The organism is Streptomyces sp. NPDC059861 (assembly GCF_042731435.1).
Lineage (GTDB): Bacteria > Actinomycetota > Actinomycetes > Streptomycetales > Streptomycetaceae > Streptomyces.
Genome location: NZ_JBHWJQ010000053.1, coordinates 1 through 20,307, shown reverse-complemented (window position 1 = coordinate 20,307; position 20,307 = coordinate 1). Strand labels below are relative to the sequence as shown.

Annotated in this window: 13 protein-coding genes, 1 tRNA gene and 1 riboswitch; of the genes, 7 read left to right on the top strand and 7 right to left on the bottom strand. The window is 72.9% G+C overall.

Annotated features, from left to right (window positions below; all coding sequences use genetic code 11):
- Positions 1 to 85: 85 nt before the first annotated feature.
- The 3 genes from ACFV6X_RS32470 (at position 86) to ACFV6X_RS32460 (ending at position 3,010) form a co-directional block, all read left to right on the top strand.
- Positions 86 to 159 (top strand) — tRNA-Met (locus tag ACFV6X_RS32470).
- Positions 160 to 318: 159 nt separating this feature from the next.
- Positions 319 to 1,554 (top strand): PP2C family protein-serine/threonine phosphatase, encoded by a 1,236-nt coding sequence (locus tag ACFV6X_RS32465; protein WP_385389726.1) that lies wholly within the window; start codon positions 319 to 321, stop codon positions 1,552 to 1,554.
- Between the two features lie 215 nt (positions 1,555 to 1,769).
- A riboswitch (cyclic di-AMP (ydaO/yuaA leader) is annotated at positions 1,770 to 1,949 on the top strand.
- Between the two features lie 11 nt (positions 1,950 to 1,960).
- A complete protein-coding gene (locus ACFV6X_RS32460) occupies positions 1,961 to 3,010 on the top strand; it encodes a M23 family metallopeptidase (protein WP_385389724.1) in 1,050 nt (349 codons plus the stop codon).
- Positions 3,011 to 3,118: 108 nt separating this feature from the next.
- Here ACFV6X_RS32460 and ACFV6X_RS32455 read toward each other — a convergent pair whose 3' ends face one another.
- The 4 genes from ACFV6X_RS32455 to ACFV6X_RS32440 all read right to left on the bottom strand — a co-directional run bounded on the left by ACFV6X_RS32455 (position 3,119) and on the right by ACFV6X_RS32440 (position 8,477).
- Positions 3,119 to 4,429, bottom strand: coding sequence for a PrsW family intramembrane metalloprotease (locus ACFV6X_RS32455; RefSeq protein WP_385389723.1), 1,311 nt, complete (start codon positions 4,427 to 4,429; stop codon positions 3,119 to 3,121).
- Positions 4,430 to 4,471: 42 nt separating this feature from the next.
- A complete protein-coding gene (gene trmB, locus ACFV6X_RS32450) occupies positions 4,472 to 5,290 on the bottom strand; it encodes a tRNA (guanosine(46)-N7)-methyltransferase TrmB (RefSeq protein WP_385389721.1) in 819 nt (272 codons plus the stop codon).
- A gap of 441 nt (positions 5,291 to 5,731) precedes the next feature.
- Positions 5,732 to 6,940: an L-2-hydroxyglutarate oxidase gene (lhgO, locus tag ACFV6X_RS32445; protein ID WP_385389720.1), complete on the bottom strand. Its 1,209-nt coding sequence runs from the start codon at positions 6,938 to 6,940 to the stop codon at positions 5,732 to 5,734.
- 112 nt (positions 6,941 to 7,052) lie between these two features.
- Positions 7,053 to 8,477, bottom strand: a complete 1,425-nt coding sequence (locus tag ACFV6X_RS32440) for an MFS transporter (RefSeq protein ID WP_385389718.1) — start codon at positions 8,475 to 8,477, stop codon at positions 7,053 to 7,055.
- Positions 8,478 to 9,221: 744 nt separating this feature from the next.
- On the opposite strand from ACFV6X_RS32440, the gene ACFV6X_RS32435 reads away from it, so the two are divergent.
- Positions 9,222 to 11,312: an asparagine synthase-related protein gene (locus ACFV6X_RS32435; protein ID WP_385389717.1), complete on the top strand. Its 2,091-nt coding sequence runs from the start codon at positions 9,222 to 9,224 to the stop codon at positions 11,310 to 11,312.
- A gap of 3 nt (positions 11,313 to 11,315) precedes the next feature.
- Here the strand turns inward: ACFV6X_RS32435 and ACFV6X_RS32430 are convergent, their stop codons facing one another.
- A complete protein-coding gene (locus ACFV6X_RS32430; RefSeq protein ID WP_385389715.1) occupies positions 11,316 to 13,250 on the bottom strand; it encodes a sigma-70 family RNA polymerase sigma factor in 1,935 nt (644 codons plus the stop codon).
- A gap of 224 nt (positions 13,251 to 13,474) precedes the next feature.
- Positions 13,475 to 14,218 carry a TetR/AcrR family transcriptional regulator gene (locus tag ACFV6X_RS32425; protein ID WP_385389713.1) on the bottom strand — a complete coding sequence of 248 codons (744 nt, stop codon included), beginning with the start codon at positions 14,216 to 14,218 and terminating at the stop codon, positions 13,475 to 13,477.
- A gap of 403 nt (positions 14,219 to 14,621) precedes the next feature.
- Here ACFV6X_RS32425 and ACFV6X_RS32420 point away from each other — a divergent pair, with 403 nt between their 5' ends.
- Both ACFV6X_RS32420 and ACFV6X_RS32415 read left to right on the top strand, forming a co-directional pair.
- Positions 14,622 to 15,989 carry an NAD(P)/FAD-dependent oxidoreductase gene (locus ACFV6X_RS32420; RefSeq protein ID WP_385389711.1) on the top strand — a complete coding sequence of 456 codons (1,368 nt, stop codon included), beginning with the start codon at positions 14,622 to 14,624 and terminating at the stop codon, positions 15,987 to 15,989.
- 245 nt (positions 15,990 to 16,234) lie between these two features.
- The gene (locus ACFV6X_RS32415; protein WP_385389710.1) at positions 16,235 to 17,881 is read left to right on the top strand and encodes a SpoIIE family protein phosphatase; all 1,647 of its coding nucleotides are present in this window, start codon (positions 16,235 to 16,237) and stop codon (positions 17,879 to 17,881) included.
- 55 nt (positions 17,882 to 17,936) lie between these two features.
- Here the strand turns inward: ACFV6X_RS32415 and ACFV6X_RS32410 are convergent, their stop codons facing one another.
- Positions 17,937 to 19,214 carry an MFS transporter gene (locus tag ACFV6X_RS32410; RefSeq protein WP_385389755.1) on the bottom strand — a complete coding sequence of 426 codons (1,278 nt, stop codon included), beginning with the start codon at positions 19,212 to 19,214 and terminating at the stop codon, positions 17,937 to 17,939.
- A 139-nt stretch (positions 19,215 to 19,353) separates the two neighbouring features.
- Here ACFV6X_RS32410 and ACFV6X_RS32405 point away from each other — a divergent pair, with 139 nt between their 5' ends.
- The gene (locus ACFV6X_RS32405; protein ID WP_365459379.1) at positions 19,354 to 19,902 is read left to right on the top strand and encodes a MarR family transcriptional regulator; all 549 of its coding nucleotides are present in this window, start codon (positions 19,354 to 19,356) and stop codon (positions 19,900 to 19,902) included.
- Positions 19,903 to 20,307 lie beyond the last annotated feature (405 nt).

Below are 20,307 nucleotides of genomic sequence, written 5' to 3'. Positions count from 1 at the left end.
GCACCTCCGACCGCTGGTCGACGAGGGCGGCGGGAAACCGTGGCGCGGAGCGTCCCGCGCATGGCGTACACTGGTGTCATACCGACGCGGGGTGGAGCAGCTCGGTAGCTCGCTGGGCTCATAACCCAGAGGTCGCAGGTTCAAATCCTGTCCCCGCTACTGAAGGCCCGGGGCCGGAATCCAGATCTTGGATTCCGGCCCCGAGTCGTTTCCGGGCATCGCCCGCTCCTGTCATCCGGTCGGCCCGCCCGGCTGGTCCCGCGCCTGTCTTCCGGGAACTCTGGACTGGTGCGGTGACCTGCGTAACGGGAGACGACAGTGCGGCCTGCGGAGGCAGAGGGAGAGTGGCCGCACGCCAGATCCGGCGACCGCGTCCCCGACGCCGCCCTCGGCCGCGGGGACGACTCCTCCACGCTGGCACGCCCGGTGCCGCCCGTGCCCCCCGCGCCGCCCTCCGACGGACGGCGGATCTCCCTCGCCCGGGCCTTCGTCCGGGCGCTCCCCACCCTGCTCCTGGTCATCGGCGGCAGCTACGACTACTTCACCCCGCGGGGCTTCACCGGCGCCCCCCTCTTCACCGCCGCCCCGCTGGTCGCCGCCCCGATCCTGTCCCGCCGCGCCACGGTCCTCACCGGCGTCGTGGCCGTCGCCATGGTCATCGGGCTGCAGGTCCGGTACGGCACCCTGATGCAGGTCGAACCGTTCACCGAACTGCTCACCGTGGCCACGGTCGCCGTCCTCGCCGTGCTGATCAACGTGCTGGTCCGGCGCAGTCACGCCCGCCTCGACTCGGCCTGGGAGATCGCCGAGGCCGCCCAGCTCGCGGTGCTGCCGGAACCGATGCAGCGGATCGGCGGGTTCGAGATCGCCGCGCGCTACGAGGCCGCCCAGGCGGACGCCTTCATCGGCGGCGATCTCTACGCGGTGCAGGACAGCCGGTACGGCGTGCGGCTGGTGGTCGGGGACGTGCGGGGCAAGGGCATGGGGGCGGTCGCGGCGGTCGCGGTGGTCATCGGGGCGTTCCGGGAGGCCGCCGAGCACGAGACGACGCTGGAGGCGGTCGCACAGCGGCTGGAGCGGGCGCTGGCGCGCGAGGGCGCCCGCCGGGACGGGATCGACGCCTTCGAGGGGTTCACCACCGCCGTACTCGCCGAGATCCCGCACGAGGACGGGGTCGTACGGATCCTCAACCGCGGCCATCCACCGCCGCTGATGCTGTACGCCGACGGCACCGTGAGTCCGCTGCCCGCCCGTGATCCGGCGCTGCCGCTCGGGATGGGCGAGCTGGGCGCCTGGCCGGACCGTGCGGAGGAGTCCCGGTTCCCGGGCGGGGCGACGCTGCTGCTGTACACCGACGGCCTGTCGGAGGCCCGCGACGCGCAGGGCGCCTTCTACGACCCCGCGGCCCGGCTGGCCGGCCGGACCTTCCGCAGCCCCGGCGAACTGCTGTGCGCGGTGACCGAAGAGGTACGCCGGCACAGCGGCGGCGGCACCACCGACGACATGGCGCTGCTCGCGGTCCGGCGGCCGACCGACGACTGTCACCAGGCGTGATCGAACGGAATCCCTCCGCATAACAACTGACATACAGTCAGATGTGGAGATCACCCTGAACCGCGGTCAACTCGCCCGATTTTCGCCGTTCATGAACCTGTACGTCCCGACAGAAAGCGTTAATGATCAAGTGGAACGGCTTGGAAATCAGGCCCCGGTTCTATTAACGTCCGATAACGCAGCGCGGTCGTCCCAGCCGTCACAAGAGGCGGCTCCGTGCGCACGCGCCGAATCCCGCGCGAGGCCCTCATCGGCCGCACAAGGGAACCGGGGAACCATCATCTTGGGGTGAATCGGGCGTATGCCGTCGTAGCAGTACGGCTGGTTTACGCGCGTAGGAGACCTTCCTGCTCCGAACCCGTCAGCTAACCCGGTAGGCGAGAAGGAAGGAAAGGAGCGCGCCCACGTGGCGTCCAACCGGCCTGCCCCACAGGCCCCGTTCGTGCCGGACCAGCGCACCGCCGACAGCGCCGACACGTTCGTCTACGGCGCGCAGCGCACCGACGAGGGCCCGTGGGAGGAGTGGAATCCCACCGCGGAGACCATCCGTCCCGTACGCGGCCGGCATCGGGTCAGCAAGCAGCGCGGCGGCGGACTCGCCCGCAGCTCCACCGTTCTCGGCGTCGGTGTCATAGCCGCGGTCGGCGCGGGCGGCATGGCGAGCGCGAACACCGGCAAGCCGCCGGTGTCGATCTCCATGCCCGACCTGCCCAACGTCGGCTCGCTGATAGCCGACGACGACTCCGACTCCCCCGACACCAAGACCGCGAGCGCCCCGCTCAGCAGCCTCGGCACGGCCACCGTGGACACCGCGGAGGGCACCACCGACGCCGGTGAGAGCCTGCGCGCCCGCATCATCGCGCAGGCCGAGCAGCAGCAGGAGCAGGTCGAGAGCAAGGCCGCCGCGCAGGCCGTGGCCGCCGCCGAGAAGGCCGCCGCCGAGGCCGCCGCCAAGGCGGAGAAGGAGGCCGAGGAGAAGGCCGCCGCCGCCAAGGCGAAGGCCGAGGAGGAGGCCCGGCAGAAGGCCGAGGCCGAACGGCTCGCGGCGCTGGCCAAGCAGTTCACGCTGCCGACCTCCTCGTACACCCTGACCTCCACCTTCGGTCAGGCCGGCGCCCTGTGGTCCTCCGGCTACCACACCGGCCTCGACTTCGCCGCGCCGACCGGCACGCCCCTCAAGGCCGTGCACAGCGGCACCATCACCGAGGCCGGCTGGAACGGCTCGTACGGCTACAAGACCGTGCTGACCCTCGATGACGGCACCGAGATCTGGTACGCCCACCAGTCGTCGATCGGCGTCAGCGTCGGCCAGAAGGTCGCCACCGGCGATGTGATCGGCCGCGTGGGCGCGACGGGCAACGTGACCGGCGCCCACCTGCACATGGAGGTGCACACCGGCAGTTCCGGTGGCATCGACCCGCTGGCCTGGCTGCAGAGCAAGGGCCTCAACCCCTGAGAATCCCGACACGGGTTTCTCGCGAACTCCGGTGGTCCTGACGGCAACCCCCCGACGTCAGGACTGCCGGTTTTCGCATGTCCGGGGCTGTTCCGCGCCGCCTTCGTCCTACGTCCGGTACGGGTTGTACGCGGGGTAGGGCGCCGCGTGCCCGTGCATCGGCGCCCAGCCATGGACCGGCGGCATCAGCACCGGCACCGGCGGCGCGGTCGCCCGCGCCGCGTACTCCAGGGCCGGGCGGGCGATCTCCCGGCGGATCCACAGCTCCTGGAGCAGCTCGCGTTCCCGTACGACGAAGTCCGCACGGGCGCGGCCCATGCGGCCCCGGCGCCGGAGGAAGGCCAGGGACGTGGCGTACGCCTCGTACTGCGCGACCGTACGGGCCGCCGGTTTGCCGAGGTGGTGGCCGGCGTACTCGCGGGCCAGCCGACGGGCCCGCATCGAGCCGAGGGCGAACGGCTGCGCGGGCGAGAGCCAGCCGGCGACGACGTAGGCCGGGAGCTCCTCGCGGACGGTCCGCAGTTCCCGCTGGCGCGTCCAGATCACCAGCCAGGTCAGCAGCCCGAACGCGGGCACCATGAAGCCGCCGTACACCGCGAAGAAGCCGTAGTCGCCGAAGGTCGCCGAGCCGTTCCAGAAGGCGTGCATGCCCATCGCGAGCAGCAGCCCGGCCGGGGGCAGCAGGACGCGGCGCAGCCGCTGGCGCTCCCCGGCGAGCGCGGCGATGCCGAAGCCGATGCCGGTGAGCACGGTGAACAGGGGATGTGCGAACGGCGACATGATGACCCGCACGAAGAAGGTCGCGGCGGTCACGGAGGCGATCCCGCTGTGGCCGGCCAGTTGGTCGGTGCCGAAAGCGGTGCCGAGGTAGAGGATGTTCTCGGTGAAGGCGAAGCCGGTGGCGGTGACGCCGGCTATGACGACGCCGTCGAGGATTCCGGTGAAGTCGCGGCGCCGGAAGAGGAAGAGCAGCAGGACCGCGGCCGCCTTCGCGGACTCCTCGACGATCGGGGCTATGACCGTGGCGCCCCACGTGTCCGCGCTGGTCGGGTCGGCGGTCGCGGTCGCTATCCATCTGGTCGCGAAGCTGTTCGCGATGATGGCTATCAGCGCGGCCGCGCAGGCGCCCCAGGAGAAGGCGAACAGCAGATTCCGCCAGGGGCCGGGCTCGACCCGGTCCAGCCAGCGGAAGACGGCTATGAGCAGCGGCACGGGCAGGACCGCGAGGCCGAGGCCGACCAGGAAGCCCCGAGTGCCGGTCTGTTCGCGGACCAGGGCGAGGATCACCAGGCCGGACAGGGCGAGCAGTGTGATCAGCGCGCCGTACCGCACCCACCGCTTGTGCCACCAGTGCGCGTGCCGCAGGGCGCCGCCGGTGGGGATGCCGGGGTTCGTCGGGTACGGGGGACTGGTCGCCACGGCATTGACCCTAACGAGGGGAGGTTCGAACGAGGGAAGGTTTTACGGCTGACCTTCGTGCGATACGCGGCGGAAGAGCAGGTCGTTCACCACATGACCCTTCTCCAGCCCCTGCCCCTCGAAACGGGTGCGCGGGCGGAAGCCGGGGCGCGGCGCGAAACCTCCGCCGGGCCGGGTGTTCGCGAAGGCGGGGTGCGCGGTGAGCACCTCCAGCATCACCTCGGCGTACGGCTCCCAGTCCGTCGCGCAGTGCACGATCGCGCCTGGCCTCAGCCGGGTCGCGGCGAGGGTGAGGAAGGCCGGCTGGATCAGCCGCCGCTTGTGGTGCCGCTTCTTGGGCCAGGGGTCCGGGAAGAAGACGCGCAGCCCGTCGAGGGAGTCCGGGGTGAGCATCTCGTGCAGCAGGATGATCGCGTCGCCGTTGGCCACCCGGATGTTGCCGACGCCGCTCTGGTCGGCGAGGTTGAGCAGATTGCCCTGGCCGGGGGTGTGTACGTCCACGGCGAGGATGTTGGTGTCCGGGTCGGCGGCGGCCATCCGGGCGGTGGCCTCGCCCATGCCGAAGCCGATCTCCAGCACGACGGGGTTGTCGTTGCCGAAGAACTCGGCGAGGTCGAGGACCCTCGAGCCGTCGACGTCCAGCCCCCACTTGGACCACAGCCGCTGCAACGCGTCCGCCTGCCCCGAAGTCACCCGGCTCCGCCGCGGCTGGAAACTCCGGATCCGCCGCTCGAAGTGCGACCCGGCGGGGTCCGCCTTCGGCCCGTCCGGGAAACGCGGCTCCCCCTTGACCCGCACCCGTGGGGCGACGGCGTCGGGGGTGGGGTGGGGGGCTTCGGGGGTGTTCAGCGAGTCAGACACAGTGGGGTCGATTTTACGGGGTCCCGGGTGGGTGGGTTCGTGGTGCGCGGGCGGCGGGGGCGCGGGGGCACGAGAGGGTGCGCGGCCGCTGCCGCGGGGCAGGACCGGCCGGGCCGGCAGCACCCGCACGAGCCTCGGCGAGGCACGCCCGCACACGGCCTGACACCGCCGGCCCATACGGCCCGATATCGCCGCCCACGGCCCGATACCGCCGCACACGGCCTGACACCGCCCGCCCATACGGCCCGATACCGCCGCACACGGCCCGATACCGCCGCACACGGCCTGACACCGCCCGCCCATACGGCCCGATACCGCCCGCACACGGCCTGACACCGCCCGCCCATACGGCCCGACACTGCCCGCCCATACGGCCTGACACCGCCCGCCCACGGCCCGGCAATCCCGGACGCCGGCTCGCAGCGCCCCACGCGGCCACGGTCACGCACGGCTCAGTGCGCCCAGTGCGCGGCGGGCCACCTCCCGGCCGATCGGCAGGGACGCCGTGGCCGCTGGGGACGGGGCGTTCAGCACGTGGACGGCGCGGGCGCCCTCGTGGATCAGGAAGTCGTCCACCAGCGTGCCGTCCCGGAGCACCGCCTGGGCCCGCACCCCTGCCTCAGACGGGACCAGGTCCTCCTCCGTCACCGCGGGCAGCAGCCGCCGTACCGCACGGGTGAACGCGCCCTTCGACACCGACCGCCACAGCTCGCCGCCCCCGTAGCGCCAGTGCCGGCCCGCTATCCGCCACGCTCCGGGCCAGGCCAGCGTCCGGGCCAGCTCACGGGGCCGGACCACACCCCGGTCGTAGCCCTCACGGGCGAGCGCCGGGACGGCGTTGGGGCCGACGTGGACGCCGCCGTCGATGCCGCGTGTGAGGTGCACTCCGAGGAACGGGAACGCCGGGTCGGGGACCGGATAGACCAGTCCGCGCACCAGCTCGGGCCGCGCCAGCTCGTAGTACTCCCCCCGGAACGGGACGATCCGCATGCCGGGGTCGTCGCCGGTCATCCGGGCGACCTCGTCGCAGTACAGCCCGGCGCAGTTCACCAGGACCCGCCCGCGCACCACGGCCCCGTCCGCCGTCCGCACGGCGACCCCCAGCTCCGGGCGCCGGTCGACGCGCACCACCTGCGCGCCGTAGCGGATCTCGGCGCCCGAGGCCTCGGCCAGCTGCCGGGCGACCGCGACGAAGTCGCACACCCCGGTCGTCCCGACGTGTATGGCCGCCAGGCCCCGCACCCCTGGTTCGTACTCCGTGATCTGCGCCGCGACCAGTTCCCGCACCGGAATGCCGTTCTCCCGGCCGCGCTGCACGAGGGAGTGCAGCCGGGGCAGCTCGGCGCGCTCGGTGGCGACGATCAGCTTGCCGGTGACCGCGTGCGCGATGTCGTACTCCGCGCAGAACTTCACCATCTCGGCCGCGCCCCGCACCGCGTACCGCGCCTTGAGCGAGCCGGGGCGGTAGTAGATCCCGCTGTGGATGACGCCGCTGTTGTGCCCCGTCTGGTGCCGGGCCGGGCCGGCCTCCTTCTCCAGGACCGTCACCCGTGTCCCCGGCGCGGCGCGCGTGAGGGCGTACGCCGCCGACAGGCCGACGATCCCGCCGCCGATCACCAGCACGTCACAGTCGTAAGCGACAGCCCGCACCCGCACCACCTCCCGCTCTCGATAGTGCACTGCGCCACTGACAACGCCCTCAAACCCGCAGGCCGTGCCGCGGCCGCGGGCGGCGTCGGACGCGCGACGGCGGCAGGCCGCGCTACGCCGGCGTCATCAGCAGCGGCCGGGCCCGCTCGCGCAACTCCACCACGCGCGGCTCGTCACCGTACGGTTCCAGCCGATGCAGTAGATCCTTCACGTACTCCGTGGTCCGCGCGGACGATATCCGCCCCGCGACCTCCACCGCCCGCACCCCCTGCTCGCACGCCGCATCGAGGTTCCCGGACTCCAGTTCGGCGACCGCGGACACCACGAGCCGCAGCCCGTGCGAGCGGACGAACTCCTCCGTCGGCTTCGACAACGCCTGCTCGGTGAACCGCCGCACCTGCCGGGGCGCCTTCAGATCGCGGTAGCACTCCGCGGCGTCGGCCGCGAAACGGTCGTACGAGTAGAAACCCAGCCAGGACGGGTCGTGGTCCCCGTCGCGGGAGCGTTCCAGCCAGCCCTCCGCCGCCTTCAGGGCCGCCCCGGCCGCCTGCGCGTCACCCGCCCGCGCGTGGGCGCGTGCCTCGACCAGGCGGAAGAAGCTCATCGTGCGGGCGGTGGCCAGCCCCCGGTTGCGCTCCAGCGCGGCCTGCGCGAGGTCGACCCCCTCGTCTCCGAAGCCCCGGTAGGTCGCCTGGAGGGACATCGAGGCCAGGACGTAGCCCCCGAGCGGCACGTCCGCCGCGGCCCGGGCCAGCCGCAGGGCCTGGATGTAGTACCGCTGCGCGGCCTCCTGCTGGCCGGTGTCGAAGGCCATCCACCCGGCGAGCCGGGTCAGCTCGGCGCTCGCCCCGAACAGTGCGCGCCCGACCTCGTCGGAGTAGGCGCCGAGCAGCAGCGGCGCCGCCTCCACCCGCAGGCACTCCGGCACCATCGACGAACGCCAGTCGCCGCCCCCGTACTTGGAGTCCCAGCGCCTGGCGTCCTCCGCGGCCTCCCGCAGCTTCTGCACATCGCTGTGGCCGACTTTGATCGGTGCGCCGGACCCCTCCGCCGGGTTCACCTCGCGCGCGACCGAGCTGTCGGCCGGGGTTATCAGCCACCGTGAGGCGGGCGTCGCGTATGCGCTCACCGCGAACGAGCCGGCGAGCGACTGCCAGATGCCGCCGGAGCCGGCCCGGCGCCCGGCGAGGTCGAGGCGGTACAGGTCCGTCGCCGACCGCACGGCCTGCCCGACGTCCCGGGGGAAGGCGAGGCCCACCTCCGGCGCGGGATCCGCGTCCGCCAGGCCGATCTCGTGGAGCGGCACCGGACGGCCCAGCTTCTGGCCGATCGCGGCCGCGATGAGGTGCGGCGCGGCGCCCTGCGGCACCATTCCCTTCGACACCCAGCGCGCGACCGACGTCTTGTCGTAGCGAAGCGTCAACCCGCGCTGGGCGCCAAGGTCGTTGACGCGTCGTGCGAGTCCCGCGTTGCTGATTCCCGCGAGGGCGAGAACGGCGCCGAGCTTTTCGTTCGGCCCGCGTTGCTCCCTGGACATGCGCCACCCCTCGACACAGACGGCTGCCGCGCTGGCATAACCATGCGGCATTCGTAAACCCAGCGTAGTTCGCCGCATCCCAAGCGTTAAGGGGCATTGTTCCGGATGGCGGGATTGTGGTCCGTACGGAAGTACGGTCCCGATACGCACAGTTGTGGCGTGCTCCCATTGTGTGGCCGTGCGCCCGTCCGTGCGCTCTTCTCCGGCCATCGGGGGAGCGGTTCCATGGCTCTGCGTGGGTCGGCCCGCTGTACTGGACCAGTGGGCTGGGGGATACCGCCGCCTCAATCCCCGCGGGCGGCGGACCGGTCCGGGAGGCGTACTCCGCCTCCCGGACCGTGCGTGGTCCGACCGGTGCGCAGAGCCTGCACGGAGCGTGCACGGAGCGTATGCACGTGCACTTGCCCGGGGTCGATTTGGCCGAAAATCGACCCCGCCCTCCGTAGGTGACTTCCGCGTCCACCACGGAGTTTGAGGGCGCGTTGGGGTTTTCAGGGGGCGTGTCAGGGGCGCATTCGCGTCGCAGTTTCCTTGTGGCAAGCTGCTGTTGGGGCAGCATGCGATGCGTCAGCGGTCGGATTCCAGGGTATCTCCGGGGTGTTCCGGGGTCACGCGAGGCGGTGCGCGGGGCGCATTCGGGGGATCACAAGCGGCACCGCCGCCGCTCTGCGGCGCGTTCTTCGTGGCAGCATGGTGAACCGGTTCGTACGGTGCACTGGTTGTCCACAGCCTGTGGAGGCGTCGATGCGGTGGTTGGTGGGGTGGAGCAGCACCGCCGCGGGAGCCGCCCGGATCGGTTCGGCAGGCGCGACCGGCTTCGACGGCGAGACCCTGCACCCGGTCGGCTCCCAACTCCTGTGGGGCGACCCGGATCCGCTGTGGGCGGTCGGTGACTGGCGCCCGGACGAGGTCCGACTGGTCTCGGCCGACGCCCAGACCCGTGTCGCCGTCCTCGGCACCTGCGGCGCCACCGACGAGGAGCTGCGGCTCGGGCTGTTCACCGCGCGCGGAGGGGCACTTCGCCATCTGACGGCCTGGCCCGGCAGCTACACGGCGGTCGTCCAGGTCGGCCGCCGCATCACGGTCTGCGGCGATCTGGCGGGCGCGAGACCCGTATTCCACACCCCCTGGGCGGGCGGCACCGCCTATGCGACCGCCGCCCTGCCGCTGGCCGACCTCATCGAGGCCAACCTCGACTTCGGCCACCTCGCCGCCCTGCTGGCCGCCCCCGACGTCCCCGCCGCCCTGCACGACTCCACCCCGTACGACGGCGTGCGCCGCATCCCCCCGGGACACGCGCTCATCCTGCGTACCGGGGCCCGCGAGGTCGCCGGGTACGAGCAGGTCGCCTCGCTGGCCGTCGCCGCGCCGCCCGCCGACCCCGACCGCGCGGTCGACGCCGTCCGCGACGCCCTGGTCGAGGCCGTCCGCGCCCGCCTCGCCGCCCCGCGGCACGTGCCCGGAGCCGACATCGACCCCGGGCCCGTCCCCGGCATGGGCCCCGCCGAACGACGTGCCGCGCGCGGGATGCCGGTACCCGGCATCGGGGCGGACCTGTCGGGCGGGCCCGCCTCGGGGACGCTGGCACTCCTGGCGGCCGGGCTGCCCGGGATGCCGGGAACGGTGCTGGGACACGGCACGGGCGCCGGGGAGCGGCTGCTGGCGGTCACGTTCAACGATCTGGCGGTGGGCGGCCGGGAGGCCGAGCTGGAGCGGGCCGGGGCGCTCGCCGCCAACCCGCGCCTCCACCACGTGGTGGTGGCGGGCGGCGAGGAGACCCTGCCGTACGCCACCCTGGAAGGCCCCCTGACCGACGAACCCGGCGCCAGCCTGGTGACGGCCGTCCGGCACCGCGCCCGGCTCGCCTCCGGCAGCGCGGACCACCTCACCGGCTACGGCGCCCGTCAGGTGCTGGACGCCCATCCGGCCCGCCTCGCCGACCTGCTGATGGACCGGCGCAGACGCCATCTGGTCCGGCCGGTGGCCGCCCTCGCCAAGGCCGACGGGTCCGTACTGGTCCCCGCGCGCGTGTACGCGGCGGCCCGGCGGCTCGCCCGCACGCCCTACGGGTCGGGCCTGGAGAGCCTCGCCGACCGGCTGCTGCAGAAGCGGTTCGAGGAACCCGGCGGCGCGGTCGGCGCCTCGCTCGCCGCGCTGAACTGGGCCAGACCCGGTCCGGCCGCCCGCTGGCTGACGGGGGAGGCACTGGCAGAAGTATCGATTCGCTTGCAGGGGGCCACCCATCGCTCCGGCGCCGGGCTCGGACCCGGTCAGCGGCCGGGCGACTTCCGTGCGCGGGCCGCCCTCGCCCGCACGGCGGCCGACATCCGGGTACTGGAACAGGCCGCCGAGATCCGCTTCCAGCGCCTGCACGCGCCGTTCCTCGACAACCAGGTCGTCCGGGCCTGCCGCGCCCTGCCGGAGGCCCTGCGGGTCCAGCCCGGGGCGCGCGCCGCGATCCTGCGCAGGGTCCTGCGGGGCGCCGGCATCACCGACCTCCCGCCCGGCTGGGGCGCCCCCTCCCACGCACCGGCGGCGGCCGCCTCCCGGGCCGGTCTCCGGGTCGCGGTCGACTCTCTGATGGCGCTGTTCGACACACCCCTGCTGGCGGAGGCCGGGCTGGTCGAGGCCCGCGTCGTCCGCAAGGCCCTGCGGGCCGCCACCCAGGGCGAGTCGCTGCCCCTGGACGGCCTTGCGGACCTGGTGTCCCTGGAGCTGTGGCTACGACGGCTGCTGGCCCGGCGGGGCACCTGCTGGACCGGGACACCCGCACGCGCGCGTGCGGTGCCCGCCGGGATCACACCACGCCGGGGAGCGCTGGCGTCCGGCGGATGAGCCTCACCCGCACCGGAACCTCGACTCCGCCCAGTCCGCCACGGCCAGGCCGTCGAAGTGGCCGTGCGCTTCCACGACCAGGCGCACCGTGCTGTGCCCGATGAGGTTCACCCGCACCGGCGTCGCCGCGTCCCCGCCCCTGATCAGGTCGGACTTCCAGAGCCGGGTGCCGTCGGCGTAGACGGAGAAGTAGACCTTGCCCAGGCCCAGCATCGAGTCGTCGACGCCCACCAGGGCCTCGTACGACGTGCACGGTCGATTGAGCTCGACGGTGACGGACGAGCGGGCGTGGACGGTCACCCCGCGCGCGTACCGCGTCCCGCCGATCGACAGGCCGTGGCGCTGCCACACCCAGCTGCTCCCGCTCAGCCGCAGTTCGGGCTCGGTGCCGTCGCCCGTGACGTCGTAGGAGAGCTCACTGAGCTCGTAGGAGACGGGCGGCGGGGGCGGGGTGGGTGCCGGGGGCGGAGTCGGTTCCCGCGTCGGGGCGGGGCTCGGCGTCAGGGTCGGGGTCGGCCTGGGCGTGGGGGTGGGGCTCGGCTCCGGGGTCGGTGAGGGGGTGGGCCTCGGGGCCGGGTCGGCCGCCGGGACGACCGGGGGCGCGGGGGGTGCCGGGGGTGGGTGCGGGGCCGGCTCCGACGGGGTGGGCGTGGGCGGCTCCGGCTGTGCGGCCGGGGCCGACGCGGGGGGCTTGGCCGTCGGCTTGTTGTCGGCCGGCTGGTCGTCGCCTGCCAGGGCGAGGGCCACGACCGCGATCGCCGTGGCGGCGATGCCCGCCGCGATCCCGGCCTTCACGGGCGCTCCCAGGCCCTCGGACGCCGCTGCCCCGCCCCCACCGCTCGCCCCACCGGACGAACCGCCGGCGGCCGCACCGCTGCCGCCACCGGCCCCGCCGGCCGCCGAGCCGCCCGCTGCCCCGCCCCCTGTCGCCCCGCCTGCCGCCGAGCCGCCCGCAGCGGAGACGGCCCCCGCCGCACCGGCCGCGCCCGCGACGATCCCGGCCACCTTGGCGTAGCCGGCGGCCCCGAACCAGCCGATGACCGCGACCGGCACCACCGCGGGGATGCTGCTCGCGAGGTCCTCGATCTGGCTCGCGGCCAGCCGGCACTTCGCGCACTCCTCCAGGTGCTGGCGCAGCCCCCGCTCGGCACGGGTGCGCAGCCTGCGACGGGCGTACGTGCCGAGCTGGTCGGCGTAGCGGGCGCACTCCTCGTCGCTGGTGAGCGTCGCGCTGACGTGGGCCTGGAGATAGGCCTGCCTGAGACCCTCACGGGCGCGGGAGGCGAGGACGCGGGTGCCGTTGGCGTCGAGCCCGAAGAGCGTGGCGACCTCGCTCGGCGACTCGTCCTCGACCTCGGTGTGCCACAGCACGGCCTGCCAGCGCTCCGGCAGCGAACGGAACGCCCGCATGGCCAGGGACTGTTCGGCGGCGTGCATGGCGCGCACGTCCGCGCCCAGGTCCAGGGTGTCGGTGTCGGACACCTCGGAGGCCCGCCCGGCCTGGGCGGCGAACACCGCGAAGTCGTCTACCAGTTGCTCGCGCCTGGCGGAGTTCGTCCAGCTCGCGGCCACGCGCCGGACGGTGGTGAGCAGATACGCGCGTACGGCGTGCTCAGGGCCGTGCCCGCCGCGGACCGCCTGGAGCACGCGGGCGAAGACCTCGGCGGTCAGGTCGTCGGCGGTGTGCGGATCGCGGCAGCACGTGCGCGCGTACCGGCGTACGGCCTCGGCGTGGCGGCGGTACAGCTCCTCGTAGGCGCTGTCGTCGCCCGCGCGCATCCGGCCGATCAGCTCGGCGTCGGACGGCGGCAGCTCGATCGGCGGCGGCAGGACGCCGTCGTCCCGCCGGTCGCGCTGCGCCGGTACCTGGGGTGCGGGCAGGCCGTCGGCCTCGCCGTCCCCGTCACCGAGTGACTCGTCCCGCCCGTCAAAACCCATCGCGGAAAGCCCCCGCCGCCTGCCCAGCCAGTCCCGAACAGGGGCCAGGTTGCCATATTGGCTTTTGTTCAGGAGGCGGTCGTGCGAACCATCCACCCGTCCGTGGCGGCCTGTCGTGAGCCAGTGCTAGAACTCAGCCGTTCGAGGCGGGACAACAGGGCACCGTGAGACAGGGGCTGGGCAGGGACGGGCGAGGCGTGGGCGGGTCGCGCCCACGCCCTCCGTCACATCGGCCGCGACCGCAGACCCTCCAGGAGGATGTCCAGCAGCCGTGCCGAGGCCGCCGCCTGCTGCGCCGCGTCCGGCAGCGCGGGCGCCGCCGTCGCGATCACCAGCAGGACGTCGGAGACCGACACGTCCGGCCGCAGCTCGCCCGCCGCGCGCGCCCGCTCCACGAGCCGGCCCACCACGTCGAGCAGCGCCGCCGCACCGGCGTCGTCCCCGGCCGCCGGCGGCTCCGGCACCAGCCGCAGCTCACCGCCGCCCGGCTGGGTCCGCTGCTGCGGCACACGCGTCCCGTCGAGTTCCTCCTCCTCGGGGACGCCGACCCGCAGCACCTGCGGCGGCAGCAGCCGCCCGGCGCCGGACGCCACCGACGTGCGCAGGAAGCGCGACAGGGCCGACCACGGCTCGTCCTCCTGGCCGAGCGCCGCCCGGGCCTGGTCGGTCAGCCGGGAGGTCTCCTCCTCGGCTATCCGCCGCACCAGGACGTCCTTGCTCGGGAAGCGGCGGTACACCGTGCCGACGCCCACGCGGGCGCGGCGTGCCACGTCCTCCATCGGCGCGCCGTAACCCAGCTCACCGAAGACCTCGCGCGCGGCCCGCAGTACGTGTTCGAGATTGCGCTGTGCGTCCACCCGCAGCGGCGCGGTCCGCGGGCCGTCCCCGCGTCCGTTGCTCGCCGCCGCGACCGCGCCACCAGGTGCGACGGCAGTTGCGGATGACCAACGAGAGTCCTGAATCTGCATACGAAATCCCCCGGTAATGATGTCTCCCCCCGGAGACACTCCCCGCATTCGGCAGCCGGAGCGCCGGGAACAGGCCCCTACCGCGAGCCTGCCCGCCGGGCCACCGGGCCGCCCGTCGCGAACCCGAGAACCGACGGGCGTATCCCCCTACACCCCGTCGACACACGAACATAGTTGAGAGACAGTCAATTCAGAAGGGGCAGGTTCCGCACGGAGCGCCCCCCGATCGGAGTACGGGTCGTATACGTCCCGATTGCGCCCCCTTACTCCACCCGGCTCACGCCTCCTGACCTGCACGGCTCCCGCACGACCGGTCGTTTCGGCCAACCATGGGCCCGCTCCCAGCCCGGTCACACAAATTGTCGAGGCTGTGGACAAACGCGAGCGCCGGGTGCGTCATGGGATGGTGAAGGAACGAGCGCGCATTCTCGTTGTCGGCGGCGGCTACGTCGGGATGTACACGGCCCTGCGCCTGCAGCGGAAGCTGAGGCGGGAGCTCGGTCGGGGTGAGGTCGAGATCACGCTCGTCACCCCTGACCCATATATGACCTATCAGCCGTTCCTTCCCGAGGCGGCCGCCGGTTCCATCTCCCCGCGCCACGTCGTCGTACCGCTGCGCCGCGTCCTGCCCGACTGCCGGGTGATCGTCGGAGAGGTCCGCTCCGTCCAGCACGCCAAACGCCTCGCGACTCTCGCCACCCTCGCCACCGAGGAGGAGGGCGCCGGCCTCGAACCGCTGCCGTACGACGAACTGGTGCTCGCCCCCGGCTCGGTCTCGCGGGCCCTGCCCGTCCCAGGTCTCGCCGACCACGGCATCGGCTTCAAGACCGTCGAGGAGGCCATCGGCCTGCGCAACCACGTCATCGAGCAGATGGACATCGCCTCCTCCACCCGCGACCCCGACATCCGGGACGCGGCCCTCACCTTCGTCTTCGTCGGCGGCGGCTACGCGGGCGTCGAGGCGCTCGGCGAGTTGGAGGACATGGCCCGCTACGCCACGCGCTACTACCACAACATCCGCCCCGAGGACCTGAAGTGGATCCTCGTCGAGGCGACCGGCCGCATCCTCCCCGAGGTGGGCGAGGAACTCGGCCGCTACACGATCACCGAGCTGCGCCGCCGCAACATCCAGGTCCTCCTGGAGACCCGCCTGGAGTCCTGCGCCGACCGGGTGGCGGTGCTCAGCGACGGACAGCGCTTCCCCACGCGCACGGTCGTCTGGACGGCCGGCGTCAAAGCCCACCCCCTGCTCGCCGCCACCGACCTGCCGCTCAACGGCCGTGGCCGTCTGCGATGCACCCCGGAGCTGGCGGTCGAGGGGCACGCGCACGCGTGGGCCGCGGGTGACGCCGCCGCCGTTCCCGACGTCACCGCCGGCGCGCCCGGCACGGAGTGCGCCCCCAACGCCCAGCACGCGCTCCGCCAGGCGAAGGTTCTGGGCGACAACGTCGTCCACTCCCTGCGCGGCGAGCCCCTCCAGACGTACGGCCACAGGTACGCCGGCTCGGTCGCCTCCCTCGGACTGCACAAGGGCGTCGCCCACGTCTACGGGCGCAAAGTGAAGGGCTACCCCGCGTGGTTCATGCACCGGGCCTACCACCTGAGCAGGGTGCCGACGTTCAACCGCAAGGCGCGCGTGCTCGCCGAATGGGTCCTCGCCGGCCTCTTCAAACGGGAGATCGTCTCCCTCGGTTCACTCGAACATCCCCGAGCGGAGTTCGAACTCGCGGCCGGTGGAAAGCCTCCTTACGACCCGAAGGGGTCGACCTGACCTTCCCGAGGAACTCCTGCGGCCACCCCCGCGTCTGACGGATGTCGGCCCGGTCGGCCACACTGCCAGACTGGTCCCCGCGCCGGGGCGGGCCGCCGCCCACCCCGGCCACCGAACCCACGAGGCTTTTCCCAAGTGCTGCACTTCCCAGGGGTCGTAACAGGGCGTGGCCACCGCCATGCCACCCCCGGGGGACCGGGCCAGGTCCGGAGCCGGTCGACGACGACTACACGAGGCAAGGATTCGTGAACTTCACGCGCTGGAGCGCCCGGCTCCCCGGAACGCAGCGCCGCGCCGCAGCGCGGACCGACCAGGGGGTCGCCCCGGACCGCCGCGGGGACGGCTCCGTCCCCGCGGCCCGCGCCGAACAGCTGACCGACGACCCACCGTCGGCCCCCGCCGTCGACGAACTGCCGGTACGCGAGGTCCTGGAGCGCGTCCCCGCACTCGTCGCCCTCGTCCACGGCCCCGACCACCGCCTCGCCTACATCAACGACGCCTACGCCACGGCCTTCGGCGGCCGCCCGGCGGGCGAACCGGCCGGCGAGGCCCTCCCCGAACTCCGCGAGCTGGGCCTGCTGCCCCTCCTCGACCAGGTCCTGCGCAGCGGCAAGCCCCGCACGGTCAAGTCCCGCAAGGCCCCCGACGGCCGCTCCTACACCTTCACCTGCACCCCCGTGGCCGACGGCGACGGAGCCGGCGTCCTGATCTTCGCCACCGACGTCACCGACCACGCCGAGGCGGCCGAGCGCGTCAGAGCCAGCGAACGCCGCCAGCGCGAGACGGCCGTGACCCTCCAGAGGTCCCTGCTCCCCCAGGAGCTCGAACAGCCGGACGACCTGCGCATCGCCGTCGCCTACCAGCCGGGCGGCACGGAGGCCGCGGTCGGCGGCGACTGGTACGACGTGATCACCCTCGGCGGCGGCCGCACGGCCCTCGTGATCGGCGACGTCATGGGCAGGGGCGTGCGCGCCGCGGCGGTCATGGGCCAGCTCCGCACGGCCGTCCGCGCCTACGCCCGCCTCGACCTCCCCCCGCACGAGGTCCTCCAGCTCCTCGACGGCCTCGCCACGGAGATCGACGCCAACCAGATCGCCACGTGCGTGTACGCCATCCACGACCCGAACGAGGGTCGGCTGGTGTACGCCTCCGCGGGCCACCTCCCCATCCTCGTCCGCGACGAGAACGGCACGGTCCTGCGTGCCGATGAGCCCAACGGCCCGCCCCTCGGCACCGGCGGCTGGATGCACGCCTCGGGTTCGGTCCCGCTCGCCCCCGGCTCCACGGCCGTCCTCTACACCGACGGCCTGGTCGAACGCCGGGACGCCGACCTCGACGAGGGCATCGAGGCCCTCCAGCGTGCGCTGGCCGGCGCCAGGGGCACGCCCCAGGTGATCTGCGACCGCCTGCTCCGCTCGGCCGGCGTCACCGCCGACCACGACGACGACGTGGCCGTCCTCGTGCTCCAACACCCGGCCCGCACCGGCGCCGACAGCGACCTTTTCCGCAACGCCGCCCTGGAACTCCTCGGCGGCGTGGAAGCGGCCCCACGCGCGCGTGCCTTCGCCTCCGGAGTCCTGAGCAGCTGGCGCTTCCCGGCCGAACTGCACGACCTGGGCGTCCTGGCCGCCAGCGAACTGGTGGCCAACTCCCTCCAGCACGGCACCCCACCCATGCGGCTGCGCCTGCGCCGCACCGACCGCCGCCTGATCGTCGAGGTCACCGACGGCGACGACCACCTGCCCCGCCGCCGCCGGGCGGAACCGGGCGACGAGTCGGGCCGTGGCATCGCGATCGTGGCGACGATCGCCTCGTCCTGGGGCAGCCGCAGAACACCCGGCGGCGGGAAGGCGGTGTGGTGCGAGTTCGCGCTGCCGAACAAGCCGACGTGACGACGTGACGACTTGTTCGGGGTGACGGCGTGACGGCGTGGCAGCCGGCCGGGGGCTATGCCTCCGCCGGCACCGGCTCCGCGGCCCCGCCCCGTGTCACGACACGGCTGCGCGCCCGCCACGGCTGATCCTGCGCCTCGGTCAGCCGCCGCCCGAGCCGCAGCGCGAGGACGGTGATCCCCAGCGAGAACAGCAGGAAAGTCACGATGTACGGCGCGTGCAGCGAGGCCCCCATGGGCCCGCCCACCGCCGGCCCGACGGCCAGCGCCAGCTGCTTCACCAGGGCGAAGGCGGAGTTGTACTGCCCCGCCATCCCCCGCGGCGCGAGATCGGCGACGAGCGGGGCCACCGTCGGCGACAGCATCGCCTCACCGAGCCCGAACAGCGCGTACGTCGAGACGAAGGCGGCCGTCGCCATCTCCTGACTGCCGTGCCCCAGCCCGGCGTACCCCGCCGCGATCCAGGCGACCGCCCAGATCAGACCCACCACGGCGATCATCCGCGAGCGCCGACGCCGCTCGACGAACCTCAGCACCAGGAACTGCGCCACGACGATCATCGCGGTGTTGGCGGCCAGCGCGGTCCCCAGCGCGGACGTGGAGATCCCGGCGGCCTCGACCCCGTACGCACTGAGCCCCGACTCGAACTGCCCGTAGCAGGCGAAGAACAGCACGAACCCGAGCACGCACAGCTGCACCATCGCCCGGTTCCCCAACAGCTGCTTCCAGCTGCCCTTGGCGGACGCGGCCGCGGCCGGGGCGTCCTCGATCCGCGGCGAGCGCGGCATCCGCACGGTCACCATCACCACGACCAGAAGCAGGAACATCGCCGCCTCGATCGCGAACAGCAGGGTGAACGACGAGGCCCGCGTCGCGTCGACGAGGTGCCCTCCGATGAGGCCACCGACGCCGAGCCCGAGGTTCTGCAGAAAAAACTGCGTCGCGAACGCCCGCGACCGCGTCTCCGCCGACGAGCAGTCCACGATCATCGTCGCCAGCGCCGGCTGCATCACCGCCTGCCCGGCACCCAGCGCCGCCGCCGACAGCAGTACGGCGGTCGCGTTGCTCGCGAGCCCGAGGCTCAGTGCCCCCACGGCGGCGGTGACCAGGGCGGTGAGCAGAACCGGCAGCGGCCCGCGCCGGACGATGGCCCGCCCGGCGAACGGCAGCACGATCAGCGCGGCCACGGCGAAGACGGCGAGGACGAGCCCCGCCGTCATGGCCCCCAGCCCCCGCACCTGCGCCACGTAGACGTACAGGTAGGGGACCGTGAAGCCGAGCCCGAAGGCGCTGAGTGCGTTACCCACGTGGATCCGGCGCATCGCTGCGCCCATCGCCCTGGTCACGTTCACCTCTCTCAGGATGGCGAAGCCGTCAGAGGTTAGGCCTGAAGACTTCGAAGCTAAACTTTGAATGTAAAGAGTACATACAGAAGGACTTCAACGCCAACGGCTCCGTGCCATACTGCGATCCATGGGCGACACCCCCGGTGCCACAGAGCCGACCCTCGAAGAACAGATCGCGGCCTACCAGCGCGAGTTCCAGGACCTCGATCCGCAGGTCGAGAAGATCGTCTCGGCGCTGTCGCGGCTGAACCGCCGCATGAACGTCGCCTACGGCCGCCAGACCGCCGCCCTCGGCATCAGCAACGCCGAGTGGGAGGTCCTCAAGGCTCTCGTCCTGTCCGGCGCCCCCTACCGGCTGGGCCCCAGCGAGCTCGCCAAGCGCCTCGGCCTCACGCCGGCCGCGATGACCCACCGGATCGACCGCATGGTCGCCGAGGGACTGGTGACCCGGGAGCGCGACGAGAACAACCGTGTACGGGTGATCGTGGAGCTGACCTCCGAAGGCCGCGAGAAGTGGCTGGAGGCGATGCGCCTCGCGACGGTCTTCGAGGAGGACCTCCTCCAGGACCTGTCCCCGGACGACCGAACTGCCCTCGGCGAGGTCCTCACCCGGCTCCTTCGCCGGGTGGAGCACGCGCAGCCGGACGCGGGCGGCCGCCTCAGCGACCTCGACTGACCAGGGCCTCCAGATCCTTACGGACGGATGGACAAGCAGTGCTTGACAGCCTCCCGTCCGATCCGTAAAGTTCTTCGGGTTGCCGCGGAGCCGTAACGGTTCTCCGGCAGCACCTTCCGCCGCGCGAGCGGCAACAAACCATCAGCACGACCTCCCCCCGGGAACGAATTCGGCATGCCCGAATTCAATTCCGAATGGGACTCGGCGGCCCCGATCGGCTCGATTGGGAATCACCGAGAGGATCCGCTAAGGTTTGAGACGTCGGAACAGCCGAAGGGCCGGGAAGACAAACCCCGCTGACTGGGGATCAGGTCGAGAAAAGATCTGATAGAGTCGGAAACGCAAGACCGAAGGGAAGCGCCCGGAGGAAAGCCGCGAGAGAGATTCTCGGGTGAGTACAAAGGA